At 49.1% G+C, this 16,086-nt stretch carries 12 protein-coding genes; 7 read left to right on the top strand and 5 right to left on the bottom strand.

From position 1 onward, the window contains the following. Positions 1-50: 50 nt before the first annotated feature. The 7 genes from allC to ACR8BL_RS19850 all read left to right on the top strand — a co-directional run bounded on the left by allC (position 51) and on the right by ACR8BL_RS19850 (position 9,368). Positions 51-1,295, top strand: coding sequence for an allantoate deiminase (allC, locus tag ACR8BL_RS19880; protein WP_434749211.1), 1,245 nt, complete (start codon positions 51-53; stop codon positions 1,293-1,295). A gap of 33 nt (positions 1,296-1,328) precedes the next feature. Next, positions 1,329-2,558: a pyridoxal-phosphate-dependent aminotransferase family protein gene (locus tag ACR8BL_RS19875; protein ID WP_434749210.1), complete on the top strand. Its 1,230-nt coding sequence runs from the start codon at positions 1,329-1,331 to the stop codon at positions 2,556-2,558. 183 nt (positions 2,559-2,741) lie between these two features. Beyond that, a complete protein-coding gene (locus tag ACR8BL_RS19870) occupies positions 2,742-4,079 on the top strand; it encodes a uracil/xanthine transporter (protein ID WP_434749209.1) in 1,338 nt (445 codons plus the stop codon). Positions 4,080-4,115: 36 nt separating this feature from the next. Further along, positions 4,116-5,354, top strand: coding sequence for an amidase (locus tag ACR8BL_RS19865; RefSeq protein WP_434753184.1), 1,239 nt, complete (start codon positions 4,116-4,118; stop codon positions 5,352-5,354). After that, complete coding sequence (locus tag ACR8BL_RS19860; protein WP_434749208.1) at positions 5,354-6,217, top strand: fumarylacetoacetate hydrolase family protein; 864 nt, start codon at positions 5,354-5,356, stop codon at positions 6,215-6,217. Before ACR8BL_RS19865 ends, ACR8BL_RS19860 begins: the two co-directional genes overlap by 1 nt. 322 nt (positions 6,218-6,539) lie before the next feature. Next, entirely contained in the window at positions 6,540-7,934 is a 1,395-nt protein-coding gene (locus tag ACR8BL_RS19855; RefSeq protein ID WP_434749207.1) for an NCS1 family transporter, read from the top strand. A gap of 78 nt (positions 7,935-8,012) precedes the next feature. After that, on the top strand, positions 8,013-9,368 hold the full coding sequence (locus tag ACR8BL_RS19850) for an allantoinase (RefSeq protein ID WP_434749206.1): 1,356 nt from the start codon (positions 8,013-8,015) through the stop codon (positions 9,366-9,368). 171 nt (positions 9,369-9,539) lie between these two features. On the opposite strand, the gene argH is transcribed toward ACR8BL_RS19850, so the two are convergent. The 5 genes from argH to argB form a co-directional block, all read right to left on the bottom strand. Continuing rightward, a complete protein-coding gene (argH, locus tag ACR8BL_RS19845; RefSeq protein WP_434749205.1) occupies positions 9,540-10,943 on the bottom strand; it encodes an argininosuccinate lyase in 1,404 nt (467 codons plus the stop codon). A 106-nt stretch (positions 10,944-11,049) separates the two neighbouring features. Beyond that, positions 11,050-12,285, bottom strand: a complete 1,236-nt coding sequence (locus tag ACR8BL_RS19840; RefSeq protein ID WP_090922968.1) for an argininosuccinate synthase — start codon at positions 12,283-12,285, stop codon at positions 11,050-11,052. A 108-nt stretch (positions 12,286-12,393) separates the two neighbouring features. Further along, positions 12,394-13,359, bottom strand: coding sequence for an ornithine carbamoyltransferase (gene argF, locus ACR8BL_RS19835; protein ID WP_434749204.1), 966 nt, complete (start codon positions 13,357-13,359; stop codon positions 12,394-12,396). Between the two features lie 164 nt (positions 13,360-13,523). Continuing rightward, positions 13,524-14,777, bottom strand: coding sequence for an aspartate aminotransferase family protein (locus tag ACR8BL_RS19830; protein WP_434749203.1), 1,254 nt, complete (start codon positions 14,775-14,777; stop codon positions 13,524-13,526). 515 nt (positions 14,778-15,292) lie between these two features. Then, a complete protein-coding gene (gene argB, locus ACR8BL_RS19825; RefSeq protein ID WP_434753183.1) occupies positions 15,293-16,075 on the bottom strand; it encodes an acetylglutamate kinase in 783 nt (260 codons plus the stop codon). Between the last annotated feature and the right edge of the window lie 11 nt (positions 16,076-16,086).

The following is a 16,086-nucleotide window of genomic DNA, read 5'->3' as shown; positions in this document are numbered from 1 at the left end:
TAACATCGGTTGGAAAGCTAGCGCTGCCGGAATGGGGGATACTGCACTTGATGATTGAACAATCAAAACCATCTGCCTTGTCTAAACAGATCGAAGAGATGGTCGAATGGCTTGCTTCGTACGGAAAAGACAAAAGTGGCGGTGTGACCCGTTTGCTCTATGACCCGGCTTGGAGCGCGGCCCAGAAGGCAATCCAGTCTAAAATAGAACAACTCGGGTTATCCGCACGTTATGATGATGTCGGCAATTTGTTTGGTCGACTCTCCGGACGTGAGCCTGAAGCAAACGTAGTGTTAACCGGTTCCCATGTCGATACAGTGATCGGCGGCGGAAAGTATGATGGAGCCTATGGGATCATTGCCGCACTCATTGCAGTGGAATATTTGTTGACACACCACGGCCTGCCACTCAAACCCATTGAAGTGGTATCGTTGTGTGAAGAAGAGGGCAGCCGTTTTCCAATGACTTATTGGGGCTCGGGTAACATAACGGGAGTAAAAGACCACACTGCCATTCACCACCTCAAAGACATAAACGGAATACCGTTTAAACAAGCGATGCAAGCGGCAGGCTTTGGGTTAGGACTACACCCACAACCTACACGTAAAGACCTGGAATGTTTTATCGAATTGCATATCGAACAAGGCCAGGTACTCGAACGTGAGGATAAATCCATCGGAATCGTCAGTCACATCGTTGGGCAACACCGTTATAACATTACGGTATACGGCGAGAGCAATCACGCCGGAACAACACCCATGCAGTGGCGTCGTGATGCGATGTTTACCTCAGCCGAGCTGATCCGGATTTTAATGCACCGGGCCAAAGCACATGAATCCGGACTCGTTGCCACGGTTGGACGAATGGAAGTCAAGCCGAACGTAGGTAATGTCATTGCACGCGAGGTCACATTTAGTTTGGATGTACGTCACAGTGATGCGGAGACGATTCAGCAATTTTGTGAGGCATGCTTCGGCGAATTTGAGAACGTCGCTTCTGAACACGGAACAGAGGTCGTATACCATAAATGGATGGATGAACCCCCAGTTGCGATGGATTGCACGTTAAACCAAACTGCTGAGGATATTTTAAAAACCAGAGGTATTTCGTACAGAACGATGACCAGCGGAGCAGGACACGACTCACAGATTTTTGGCACGTATTGTCCCACAGGACTGTTATTCGTACCAAGCCAGGGTGGCATTAGCCATTCCCCGGCAGAATTTACCCATACGGAAGATTTGCAACGCGGAGTACACCTGTTAATCGACCTGTTATATAAGCTGGCATACTGAACCAACAACCAGAAACCAGGAGGCGATGATGAGATGACACAGTACCGGGAAATCCATGCACCTTTGAGAACGATTATGACACCAGGGCCGGTCGAGGTTGATCCCAGAGTTTTACGAGCTATGGCAACACCTATTCTGGGTCAGTTTGATCCGGAATTTACCCGAATGATGAATGAAACCATGGATATGTTACGACAGACCTTCCAGACAACAAACCAATGGGCCTTTCCCGTTGATGGAACTTCACGGTCTGGTTTGGAAGCTGTACTGTGCAGCCTGATCGAGCCAGGTGATAAAGTGCTTATCCCTATCTTCGGCCGCTTCGGACATCTGCTGACTGAAATCGCCGAGCGCCACGGTGCTGAACTCCATCTGATGGAGTGCCCGTGGGGAGAAGTATTTGACCAACAAGCGGTGATTGACGAGGTGAAGCGGGTTCAACCCAAAATTGTGGCCATAGTACATGGGGAGACTTCAACCGGTTGTATGCAGCCACTGGATCAAATCGGCCCGGCTTGCCGTGAACTTGGGGTATTAACGGTGGTCGATGCCGTTGCTTCAATCGGCGGCGCACCCGTCAAAGTGGATGAATGGCAGCTTGATGCCGTAATTGGTGGCACCCAAAAGTGCATATCGGTACCTTCCGGTATGGCACCAGTGACTTACAACGAACGAGTAGAACGCATCCTGGCAAGTAGGAAAAAGGTAGAGCGTGGTGTCGCACTTGATAGTGATCGCCGAGATGTAGCACACCCCATCCGTAGTAATTACTTTGACCTGAGTCAGTTGCAAGACTACTGGGGTCCCCGTCGTTTGAATCACCATACCGAGGCAACATCTATGCTGTACGCGCTGCGTGAAGGGCTGCGCATTTTGCTTGAGGAAGGGCTCGAAGCACGTTTTGAGCGTCATCGATTGCATGAAAAAGCACTGATGGCCGGCATCCGTGGTATGGGACTGGAATTATTCAATGATAAAGCATGGAAACTCCCGGTCGTCACCTGTGTGAAAATCCCAGCAGGCATTGATGGTGAGTCTGTACGCACTACACTTCTGACCCAGTTTGGGATCGAAATCGCCAGCTCATTCGGCCCGCTGCATGGGCAGATCTGGAGAATAGGCACCATGGGCTACAGCTGTCGCAAAGAAAACGTATTATTCGTCCTGTCCGCACTGGAAGCTGTGTTAATCCGGCACAAAGCTCCAATTGTGATCGGGCGCGGGGTGCAAGAGGCCCTCGACGTTTACGAGCATGCAGAGTAAAGCTCTGAGAGAATTAGATATTGCATAGGAACAATGTTATTTCTTTAAATATAGAAAGGATTCCGGGAACTCCCGGAATCCTTTTGTACAATTCAGACTTCGTTCAAGATACATGGAGTGCATCATGGATCACCCATGTGCACAGGAAACATTTTCAACGAGGCTCCACACGGAAGGTGACACATGTCTAATATCAACTGGCTACGCTCTGGACTGGGCGGGCTACAGTGGCTATTTTTCTTATTTACCAACACAGTAGTCATACCTATTACAGTTGGGGCGGCATTTGCACTGCCCCAGGAACGAATTCAATTTCTGATCCAGTGTTCTTTTATCCTCACTGGAATTGCATGTGCTGTACAAGCTTGGCTTGGACATCAAAGATCTGTCATGGAAGGACAATCCGGATTATGGTGGGGCGTCATTCTTAGTCTCAGCGCGGCAGCACCCTCACTGGGCATATCACTGACGGAACTGGGCGGCAGTTTAGCCGTCGGTATATTGATCTCCGGTGTAATTACAATCCTGATCGGATTGTGTGGCCTGGCTTCCCCATTATCCAAATTATTCACACCAGGGGTCATGGCAGTCTTTATGTTCTTACTCGGCTGTCGGCTGAATATCATTTTTCTCGAAGGCATGCTGGGCATTTCATCCGGCTCTTCCGATAAATCATCTGCGATTCAACCAACCGTATTCCTGCTGGCTGCAGCAGTGGGCGTTTTCGTTGCTGTTTTATCAGCCAAAGCACGGCCTGCAATTGCTCAATATGCTTTGCTAATTGGTATTTTGGGTGGTTGGTTATTACACGCAGTTGTCTTTGGCAGCTCCAGCGGAACGGGCAACTCGGGAACACTGGATGCAGGCTGGTTTCCACTCGGGGAACCAGCGGGTGGACTAAATGCTGGCGTAATCACAATTGCCGTTATTGCCGGCCTGATCAACACGTCGAATACGTTTGGCGCCCTAAAAGGTACGGACTCTATTTATGAACACGAAGCGTCGAGCAGCCAGTACAAACGCTCTTTCACCATCAGCGGTATCCTTGCAGTGATATCAGGGCTACTCGGGCTTGTCCCATACGCACCTTACGTTTCATCTGTTGGCTTTCTCCAGCAAACCCGTATCCGAGACCGACTTCCGTTTGTCATTGGCGGTCTGATGTTTGCAGCTATCGGTCTGATTCCTGCTGTGAGTGGTTTACTCACACAACTTCCGCTCAGTATCGGAAGCGCTATATTGTTCGTGACGTACCTTCGCCTGTTAGGTTCATCTCTCCAGTATTTCGGACAGATTCATATGGATTCGGCGAATCTCTACCGGACGGCTGCACCTTTGTTCATAGGTATTATCATTATGGGATTACCATCCGAACTCTTCACTACACTGCCACCACTGCTACGTCCACTCCTCGGAAACGGGTTATTGGTAGGCATTTTACTGGCCTTGTTGCTGAATCAAGTTCACTCTCGCCCTTCCCTAAATACACTGAACCCCAATATAAGAACGAAAGGAGAATAAATAATGAAACTTCCAAACCAGAAACTGACAGAGGCAATGAAACCTGATCCAAAGAAAAATGCGGATTCATTCCAGTCTAACGGGTGGGGAGCGTACGTTAATGCTGAAATCAAACTGCCAGCTACCCATACGGGTTCACTCAGCGGACTGACTTTTGCAGTCAAAGATGTCTTTGATATTCAGAGAGAAACAAGCGGAGCAGGTAATCCCGATTGGCTTCGCACACATGCTCCCTCAGAGTCCACTGCACCTGTCCTGCTCACCCTCCTGGAAAACGGAGCAAACCTCGAAGGCACAACACAGACGGATGAACTGATGTACAGCCTGAACGGAGAAAACGCCCATTACGGTACGCCAATTAACCCCATCGCTCCGAATCGGATTCCAGGCGGCTCATCAAGTGGGTCCGCCGTTGCAGCAGCAGCGGGACTGGTTGATTTCGCCATTGGGACGGATACGGGTGGGTCCGTACGCGTTCCATCTTCATACTGTGGCCTGTACGGCTTCCGTCCTACACATGGAGCTGTGTCGGCAGAAGGTGTCATCCCTCTTGCGCACTCGTTCGATACAGTGGGCTGGATGAGCCTGGATGCAACGATTTTACGCAACGTAGGCAACGCGCTACTGAAAGAAAAGCTTCTGTTGAAGGAAACAACAGATATGAAACCATTCTCACACTTCTTCATAGCAACAGAAGCATGGAACCTTCCAGAAGCTGAGGACCGCTCGATTCTCCTTTCAAAATTACACCAAATGGAGGACTGGCAGCCGGGTGGCTATGAAACAATCGACCTGACGGAGCCTGCCGAGAGCTTGGCGGACTGGTCTGCGGCGTTCCGCATTCTACAAGGCCTGGAAATTGCGGTTGAACACAGCGACTGGCTGACAAAAGAAAGTCCGACATTTGGCCCTGGTATCGCTGAACGTTTTGAGTGGGCCTGCTCCCTTGAGGAGTCTGCCAGCAAGGCCGAAGCGGAGCTACGTGCTCGTGTACGGAGTAATCTCGTTCATCTGTTAGGAGAACATGGACTACTGGCCATTCCAACCGCACCCGGACCGGCCCCCCTTTTGGGATTAAAGGGTCCTGAAGCAGAGGCTTACCGCGCCAAAACGATGCAACTCTCCTGTATCGCCGGGCTCTCTGGCCTGCCTCAGGTTACAGTTCCTGCTCTCCGTCCTGACGGACTGCCCATTGGGCTATCTTTTATCGGCGGTACGAATACAGATCTTAAGCTATTACAGTGGACAGCCAAACAATTTGCGAAAGAGGTGTGATGATGAAACTCGTAACGATTGAATATCAAGGGCGAGAACAGGTTGCCTTTTACACGGATCGAGGTATCATTCCGCTGACGTCGCTAAATGAACAGCTTGGTATGAACTGGGATACAGATCTGTTCCATTTACTGCAAAAAAACCAATTCGCCGCGCTGCATAACTGGTACGACAGTAACGGACAGGAGCACCTCCCTTCACTGCCTTATCTACCGGTCAATGAAGCCTCCTACCGTGCATTGTATCGCCGACCCGGGAAAATCATCGGTGTAGGCATGAACTATTGGGCGAAAGCAATCGAGTTATCCGGCCGCCCACCCGAGGATGAACCCGTTATCTTTCTCAAACCCCATTCATCCCTGATTGGCTCTGGGGAAGCAATTCAATTACCAGATGGAGCCGGACAGATCAGTGCCGAGGCAGAACTCGCGATTGTCATTGGACAAACATGCAAAGCCATTTGTGAAGAGCAGGCGATGGGCGTTATAGCAGGTTACACAACCTCTCTTGACATGACTGCCAAGGATATTCACGCCCGCAATCCCAGGTTCATGCAGCGCGCCAAAAGTTTTGACACCTTCCTGAGCCTTGGCTCCTCCCTCTCAACGTCTGATGAATACGAGAGCCTGAATGAACTTGAGATTCAAACGGTGCATAATAACCAAGTCACCCATAGCAATACGGTTGATCACATGATTTTCTCTCCTACATACCTGGTCTCTTTTCTTTCGAATGTGATGACACTCTATCCGGGAGATATCATCTTGACGGGCACGCCGGGGTCGGTCACCATTCAACCGGGCGATAACGTCGGCTGCCAGATTGCGGGACTTAGGAAGCTGGAAAATAGGGTAGAGAACTGAACCCGAACTTTGTAAGGTTTTATGAACATGAAAATACATTTTCCAAGCCACCCTTCTAACATCACACATCACGTCATATTTTTTCATGCAAATTCAACAGAAATTACGATAACAATCTACGTTTTTGTCAATGAATTGTACAAACAAGATGATAAAATAAGAGATACAAAGAACAAGTAAGGAAACATAACACTAATAAGTTATTTTATCTTACATCTTTTATATCATCTGTGGTGTGCAGACAGGAATGGATGGAATGACTCGTTAATTCAGAGGTCGACCAGCCTTGCGGCACCCCATATCAAAGAGGAGTGGGGCAGATATGTCAACGAATATGGTAGGACAAGCACTGAAACAGACGCAACTACATGAAGAAATCAGCATCGACGACTCCTTGAAACCAAAGCAAGAGAGCGAAAGAACAATCGGGGCAGTACCCTACATGTTCATGTGGATCGGGGATGGCGTGAACCTCGGTAACATGACACTCGGAGCGAGCCTCATTGTTGCCGGTGTTGCCACGCTCAATGTGTTTCAGACATTTGTAGCTGCGATGATTGCCATTGGTATCATTTCCGTGATCTTTGCAATCAATGACCGTTTCGGTTATCGAACAGGCATACCCTATGTCGTTCAACTGCGCATGTCGTTTGGCATCAAAGGATCGATCATCTCCTCCTTTTTACGTGGTGTGCCTGCCATCGTCTGGTACGGCTTCCAGAGCTGGGTCGGAGCAACAGCCTTGAACGAAATTGTTAAAGTGTTAAGCGGCGGCGGCTTTGACAGTATCCCAATCTGTTTCGTCTTGTTACAAGCGGTTCAGATTGTCCTGTCACTGTATGGATTTCATGCGATCAAGTGGGTGGAAACCCTCGCCTCCGTTGTCATTATGCTGGCACTTGTCTACGTATTTGGCTTATTGCTCAACTCCCACAGCACAGCCATTAGCGAACATTGGGTGAATGCAAAAGGGACATGGGGACTTCCATTCTTCGCTTTCATTATGGTATTCCTGGGTAATTATGCAGCCATCTTCCTCAGCGCAGGTGATTATTCCCGCGAACTTAAAAGCGGCATCAGTGACAAAAAACGCAGCATGCTGTACTTCTTCCCTATCGTCATCGCTTATGGCTTCGTGCTGACCATCGGGGCGATGATGGCGGCAGCAACAGGCATTTCCAATCCAGTCAAGGCCTTTGCTGTTATCGTGGACAACGCCTATATCACTGTATTCGTTTCCGCCTTCATCGTTATTGGCGCAGTTGCCGTTAACATGGTTGCTAACATCGTACCGCCGGCTTATGTCATCTCGCTTGTTACCAAGCTCAAATACAAAGCATCCGTTATTATTACAGGCTTACTCGCCCTCTGTTCCTTCCCATGGGTACTCGTACAGGATTCCTCGGCACAAGGCTTGAACACGTTCATTCTAATCTACTCCGCCTTCCTTGGTCCCATTGTAGCGATCATGCTAGTTGAGTACTATATCCTGCGAAAACAGAAGGTGAACACAGCAGAGTTATATCTGGAAAATGGTTCATTTAAAGGTTATAACTCAAGCGCCTTGTTAGCCATGCTGATCGGAGCCGGGGCTGCCTTCTTGCTTGTGGATATCGGCTGGATCATCGGATTCATCACGGCTGGCCTTGCATACCTTCTACTAAGCAAATTTGCTTTTAAAGGCTCTTCATTTAAAAAAGGTACGATCTACGAGTAAATACGAATACAAACACAGGCCTGGCTCAACTATCCGAGCCATACAATTCAAATACCACCAAAGAGGAGAGGGATGGATATGGAACATTATGATCTGATCATACGCGGCGGAAGCGTGGTACTGCCAGACGGAGTCACGAGCGTTGATATTGGTGTGAAGGATGGCAAGATTGCGGCGATTGCCGCCACACTGGAGGGCGAAACCAAACAGGAATGGAATGCCACCGGACAGCACGTGCTTCCAGGTATGATTGATGTACATGTGCATTTCAGCGAACCAGGGAGGGAGCACTGGGAAGGATTCACAACCGGATCGGCCATGATGGCTGCAGGCGGCTGCACCACCTTTTTCGATATGCCACTCAACGGAATCCCCTCCACAGTCACGGAAGAAGCACTGCTGGAGAAGGCACGGATCGGCAATGAAAAATCCATCGTCGATTTTGGCCTCTGGGGTGGACTCGTACCTGGCAACGAAGATGATCTGCAACCGTTAGCTGAATCTGGCGTAATTGGCTTCAAAGCCTTTTTATCTACCACAGGCAATAAAGAATTCGAAGCAGTCGATGATATGACGTTATTGACTGGCATGAAAAAGATTGCAGCCCTCGGCAAAATTCTGGCTCTGCATTCGGAAAGCGCGGCGATAACCAACTGGCTTAAAGCGGAAAAGGAAGCTGCAGGACTTGTCAGTGCTGATGACTATCTGGAGACACGACCGATCATCGCAGAAGTTGAAGCGGTTGAACGCGCAATCTATTACTCCGAAATTACAGGCTGTGCCCTGCATTTTGTTCATATCAGTTCCGCAGCAGCCGTGGCTAAAATCGAGGCAGCCAAAGCCCGCGGCATGAATGTCACCGTGGAAACTTGCCCGCATTATCTGCTCTTTAACCATGATAGCTTGCGGGAAAAAGGTACGATCGCCAAATGCGCACCTCCACTGAGAGAAGCGGAGGAACAGCAGCGGCTGGTCTCCCTCCTGACGGAAGGGCGATTCGATATGCTGTCCTCAGATCATTCGCCATGTCCTTATGAGATGAAAGACCCGAAAGATTATAATCTCTTTCAGGCATGGGGCGGAATCAGTGGTGGACAATTCACCCTGCTTTCGGCACTGGAACTTGCACTCACACATCATATTCCACTTGAACACGTTGCTGCCTGGACAGCTTCCAATCCGGCAGCACGTTTTGACCTGGCAGACCGGAAGGGAAGCATCGTCATCGGGATGGATGCAGACTTTGCCATCGTAAATCTAAATGAATCATTCACCGTGACAGAAGAAAACTATTACGCCAAACATAAACAGAGCCTCTATATTGGGCACACTTTCCCGTCAAGCGTGGCAGGTACCATTGTCCGCGGACATGTCGTAGTTCAGGACGGTGAGGCGCTCACCTCTGTAACAGAAGGCAGCTGGCAGAGGCCATAGGGCGGCAGGAAACCAAAAAGAAGCATGCAGAGAGATTATCTCTCAAAACATGCTTCTTTTAGTTTTTTAATCCTTTTTCATTTTTGTTTCATTCATTCCTTGATCACAATTGGTTACATCCTATCCCATTCAGATCACCGTCAGATCTTCACTGAGTACTGACCCTAAGTATTAACCCCGATTCTCAATCCATTGCTCCGTCTGTCCCAGCAGCTTCTCACTACGAGAAATAGCCTCCGCCACTTGATTAGACGCTGTTCCACCGTATACGTTACGAGCGTTAACTACTGCTTCAGGCTGTAACACAGCATAGATCCGATCATCAAACAGCGGTGAGAATTGCTTAAATTCATCAATCGTCAAATCAAGCAAATATTTGCCGTTCTGGATGCAGTACAATACCGTTTTACCAATCACTTCATGTGCTTGACGGAAAGGCAGACCCTCACCTACGAGGAAATCGGCAATGTCAGTTGCGTTGGAGAAGTCCTGATTCACGGCCTGACGCATGCGATCCTTGTTCACCGTCATTGTTGCGACCATCGGTGCAAACAATTGAAGTGCCCCCTCTAACGTTGCTACCGTGTCGAACATGCCTTCTTTGTCTTCCTGCATATCCTTGTTGTAAGCCAGCGGAAGAGATTTCAGCACGGTCAGCAATCCGATCAGATTGCCGTATACACGTCCTGTTTTACCACGAACAAGTTCAGGTACATCCGGGTTCTTCTTCTGTGGCATAATGCTGCTGCCTGTGCAGAACGCATCATCCAACTCTACAAAACCAAACTCCGTGCTGCTCCACAGCACCAACTCTTCACTCAGACGGGACAAATGAGTCATAATCAGGGAAGCTGCTGCCAGAAACTCTACAATGAAGTCACGGTCACTTACCGCGTCCAGACTGTTCTCATATACACCGTCAAAGCCAAGTTGCTCAGCTACAAAATGGCGGTCAATCGGGAATGTGGTACCCGCAAGCGCCCCTGCACCAAGTGGCAGTACGTTAATCCGTTTGTAGCTGTCCATCAGACGCTCAGCATCACGCTGGAACATCGACACGTAAGCCATCAAGTGATGTGCAAACAGAATCGGTTGTGCACGCTGCAGATGAGTATATCCCGGTACAATCGTATCCAGATTATCTTCAGCCTGTCCAATCAGCGCTTCCTGCAACGCGTGCAGCATACCAACAAAACCAACGACACGCTCACGTAGATACAAGTGCATATCCGTTGCCACTTGGTCATTCCGGCTGCGGCCTGTATGTAGTTTACCGCCAACAGGGCCAATTGTTTCGATCAGGTTTTTCTCAATATTCATGTGAATGTCTTCGTCGGATACGGAGAATTCCACTTCACCTGCACGGATTTTATGCAAAACGGTAATTAGCCCTTCTTTGATGGTTTCCACATCTTCTGCAGGCAAAATACCACATTTGCCCAGCATCGTTACATGGGCCAGACTGCCTTGAATGTCTTCTTCCGCCAAAGCTTTGTCAAAGTTAATGGATGCGGTATATTCTTCAACCAGATGATTGGTTTGCTTCGTAAAACGTCCTCCCCACAGCTTGCTCACAGTGAGTATCCCCTTTCGTTCATGGACAAAGCCGCCCCTGCCAGAATGTGCAAGAACGGCCCGCCTTGTCAGTAATTATGATCTAGCGTGACACACACGCCGCAAATTATTTTTTGTTTTGTTCCACACCGGAATGTACTTTCAAACGTAGCGCGTTCAGGCGGATAAAACCTGTTGCATCGCCTTGATCATACGCCTCCGAAGGATCAGCTTCCATTGTAGCAATATCCGGATTATACAAGCTGACAGGACTTTTCACCCCTGCGCCAATAACGTTTCCTTTGTACAGTTTCACACGAACCGTACCGGTTACGTTCTTCTGACTTTCCGTTACCAACGCCTGCAACGCAAGACGTTCCGGTGCAAACCAGAATCCATTGTATACGAGCGTGCTGTAACGTGTAATCAAACTGTCACGCAGGTTCATTACTTCACGATCCATTGTGATGGATTCCATTTTGCGATGTGCAGTGAACAAGATGGTTCCACCTGGTGTCTCATATACGCCGCGGCTCTTCATGCCGACAAAACGGTTCTCCACCATGTCCACACGGCCGATGCCGTGTTTGCCACCAAGTTCGTTCAATTGTTCCATTACTTGAAGCGGGCTAAGACGCTCGCCGTTCAGGGCAACACAGTCACCTTGTTCAAACTCCAGTTCGAGGTACTCCGGTTGATCCGGTGCATCCTCAGGTGCGCTGCTCAGCAGGAACATATCTTTGTTCTCGTCCGCACTTGGATCGAACCACGGATCTTCAAGCACACCGCTCTCATAGCTGATATGTAGCAGGTTGCGGTCCGTCGAGTAAGGTTTCGCCGCAGAAGCGGTAACCGGAATTCCATGTTTTTCAGCGTAAGCAATCATCTCGGCACGTCCAGGGAACTGATTGCGGAACTCTTCCAGACGCCAAGGGGCAATCACTTGAATGTCCGGAGTAAGCGCAGCCGCGTTCAGCTCGAAGCGAACCTGGTCATTCCCTTTACCTGTAGCGCCGTGAGCAATCGCTGTAGCCCCTTCTGCACGAGCGATATCCACCATGCGTTTAGCGATCAGTGGACGAGCAATACTTGTACCCAGCAGGTATTGGCCTTCATAGAGGGCTCCTGCCTGGAACATCGGATAGATGAAATCTTTGGCGAATTCATCACGCAGATCATCGATGTATACTTTGGAAGCGCCCGTAGCGAGTGCTTTTTCTTCGAGTCCATCAAGTTCATCCTTCTGACCGATATCCGCTGTAAAAGCGATAATCTCTGCATCATAGGTTTCTTTCAGCCATTTCAAAATTACAGATGTGTCCAACCCGCCGGAATAGGCAAGTACGATTTTTTCCTTAGCCATGTGATATGGTCCTCCCCAAGATCAATTACGTTAATTCAAACACTTATTATATTCTATCTATCATCGCCAAATTGGCTTGTAAAATCAACCCATTGCCGCAAATCGCGACTATTCACTCATCAAAGCGGCCATCAGAGCCTTTTGTGCATGCAGACGGTTCTCTGCCTGATCAAAGATCAGCGAGTTGGGGCCGTCAATGACACCTGCGCTCACTTCTTCACCGCGGTGTGCCGGCAGGCAGTGCAGGAACATGTAGTCCGGCTTGGCACCTTTCATCAATTCCTCATCCACCTGATACGCAGCAAACGCCTGCTCACGAATCTTCTGCTCTTCTTCAAAGCCCATACTTGCCCATACATCGGTGTACACGATATCGGCATCTTTCACGGCTTCCTGTGCGTTGTACGTCACAAGCACTTCGGAGCCACTCTCCTTAGCAATGGCACGAGCCTGCTCCACCACAGTGCTGTCCGGCTCATATCCTTCCGGTGTCGCTACCGCAACGTGCATCCCCATTTTGGCTGCACCCAGCATCAGGGAGTGTGCCATATTGTTGCCATCGCCCACGTAAACCATTTTCAGACCTGCCAGTTTACCTTTATGCTCCAATACGGTTTGGAAATCTGCCAGCACCTGGCATGGATGCGCCGCATCACTCAGACCATTAATCACTGGTACATCGGCATGTTCTGCCAGTTCAATCACATTATGGTGTCCAAACGTACGGATCATAATGCCATCCAGGTAACGGGACAGTACTTTAGCCGTATCATGCGTCGTTTCGCCGCGTCCTAACTGAATGTCATTTTTGCTCAGGAACAGTGCGTGTCCGCCCAACTGGAACATACCGACTTCAAAGGATACACGCGTACGTGTAGATGATTTTTCAAAAATAAGTCCGATCGTTTTGCCTTTCAGGGGCTGGAACGGTACACCGCTTTTTTGTTTGCCTTTGATCTCAATCGCGAGATCCAGCAGGTAACAAATCTCTTCTGCTGTATAGTCCGTGAATTCGATAAAATCCCGGCCTCTCAAGTCAATCTTCTGAACCTTGTCTGTGTGTTGTACTGCCATATCTTAGTTCCTCCTCATTTCCGGTTCCCTGCACCCGCTTGGGCAGAAATTTTCACACTACTTCTGCTGCCTGATAACCATGCGGCTACAGGGATTCTTTCACTTTAATCTGTGCCGGGGGCCGTTATGGCCCCGGTTCAGTGTTTTATTTTTTCCTCATGAGATTATGCTTTCGCCGCAACGTGCTCTTCAATCAATGTCGCCACCAGGGAAACGGCCTCGTCGATCTCTTCTTTACTTACATACAAGTTAGGAAGCAAACGAATCACATTAGGCCCAGCCGAGACAAACAAAATGCCACGTTTCTGACCTGCCAGTACAATGTCACCGATTGGCTCCGCGCACTCAATACCCACCAGCAAGCCCATACCACGCACTTCTTTCACGAACGAGTTTCCTGCCAGACGATTGCGCAAAGACGTCATCAGATAGTCACCCATCTCGGCTGCACGCTCTGGCAAGCGATCTTCCAGCATCGTCTCAATCGTTGCAATAACGACAGAGGAAGCAAGCGGTGTACCGCCAAACGTCGTTGCATGACTCCCGGGTGTAAATGCATCACGCAGGAAACCTTTTCCCAACATTGCGCCAACTGGAAATCCACTGCCAATCCCCTTCGCAACCGTGAACACGTCCGGTTCAATGCCATAATGCTCATGAGCAAACAATTTGCCTGTACGTCCCATTCCTGTCTGCACTTCGTCGATAATCAACAGCAAGCCATGCTCATCACACAGTTTGCGCACATGTTTTACGAATTCCGGTTCCACCGGATATACTCCGCCCTCTGCTTGAACCATCTCCAGCATAATCGCTGCGGTCTTTGATCCAATCGCCGCTTCCAGTGCAGGGATATCATGCAACGGCACGGTTACAAATCCAGCTGGCAGTGGCAAAAATCCTTCTTTCACCTTATCCTGTCCAGTTGCCGTCAATGTTGCCAATGTACGTCCATGAAAGGATTGAGCAAATGTAATGACTTCGTACCGATCTGTGCCTTTCACCTTCTGGTGATAACGACGTGCCACCTTGATGGCCGCTTCGTTCGCTTCAGCGCCACTGTTGCAGAAAAAGACAGCGTCTGCACAGGTATTGGCTGTCAGCAAAGCTGCTGCCTTTTCTTGCCCTGGAATCTGGAACAGGTTGGATACATGCCACAACTCATCGATCTGAGCTTTCAACTTCGCCCCAACTTTCTCCGGTGCATGGCCCAGGCTCGTTACAGCAAGTCCACACATGAAATCGAGATAACGGTTCCCCTGATCGTCCCACAACCAACTGCCTTTACCTTTGACCAAGCTAATCGGATACCGTGCATACGTTTGAAAAAGTGAGCTTTCCGTCTGTGCCACTGCACCCGTTACTGTTGCTCCCGCTACGGCTGTGCCAGAACCTGGCTGTTCGTTGCCTTTTGCCATGACCATATCACTCCTTGTCGATTCGTACACTGCGATCCATTATGAGAAAACTTCATTTACACGGGTCACTCCGATAAAAGAACAACCTTTCGATCACTGTTATATCCTTATTTTTCGATCATATTTATTGAACTAAAGGCAGTTTACACGGGTCACTCCGATGACAGAATAACCTTCCAATCGCTGTTATCCCCAGATTATTTGGATTCCCTTTTCTCAAAGGGAAAAGCCGGTGATAAGCGTATGCTTCCGATGCAGCTTTCTTTCAGAAAGCTCTTAGGCGAACGCTTCGCTTTTCCAGGTTTTTTCTGCCCTCTCCGTTTTTTTGTGTAAACAAATAGTTCAACTTATATAGATTGATAAAAGGTAAAACCCAGTGATAATCGCAAATACTTCAATCTTCAGGTTCCTCTGTCTTCTACATTAACGTGTAAATTCAACTTTCTCATAAAAACGCCGTGTACAAATTCTTTTTTATATAAATAAAGGCCTAAAGTCTGAATATCGTATTGAACCTACTGCATCCGGATAATTCGTGTGCCGATGGTCTCTCCGCCAAGCACACGGCTCAGGATTTGCGACTCGCTGCCGTCTACGATAATAACTTCGCGTACCTCGCCATGAATGCAAGCAATCGCTGCGCGTACCTTCGGAATCATGCCGCCGTAGATTTCGCCAGTCTGAATCATATCCTCGATCTCCTGAACGGATACGGATGGCAGTACTTTTTTCTCGCCGTCTACGTTTTTCATAATGCCCGGTACGTCCGTCACAACGATCATTCGGCTTACGCCGAGATGAGAAGCCACCGCTCCGGCTGCGGTATCTGCGTTAATATTGTAACGCTGTCCGCTGGCATCTACACCTACAGGTGCAATAACGGGCATATAGCCCATATTTACGATGCCTTGGATGATTTCTGCTTTGACACTTGTCACGTCCCCGACCCAGCCGATCTCGGCGTGGTTTGATACAGGCTTTGCTTGAATCAAACCACCATCCACTCCCGACACACCCAAAGCCTGACCGCCTACACGCTGAATCAGACGAACGATCTGTTTGTTAATGCTGCCCGCCAGCACCATTTCCACAACGTCCAGTACAGGCTCGGTGGTTTTGCGCAAGCCGTTCACGAACTCCGTTTCGATTCCAAGTTTCGCCAGATTATCAGAGATTGCCGGGCCTCCGCCATGGACGATAACCGGTCCGTTTCCCGATGACTGCAAGTCACGCAGGTCTGCAAAAAAGGACTCTGGCAACGCAGCCAGCGTACTGCCTCCACATTTCATCACAAACATCTGTTTTTCCG

Source organism: Paenibacillus amylolyticus (genome assembly GCF_051136285.1).
GTDB lineage: Bacteria > Bacillota > Bacilli > Paenibacillales > Paenibacillaceae > Paenibacillus > Paenibacillus amylolyticus_F.
The sequence above is the reverse complement of the archived record's forward strand: the minus strand, read 5'-3'. Positions and strand labels throughout refer to the sequence as shown.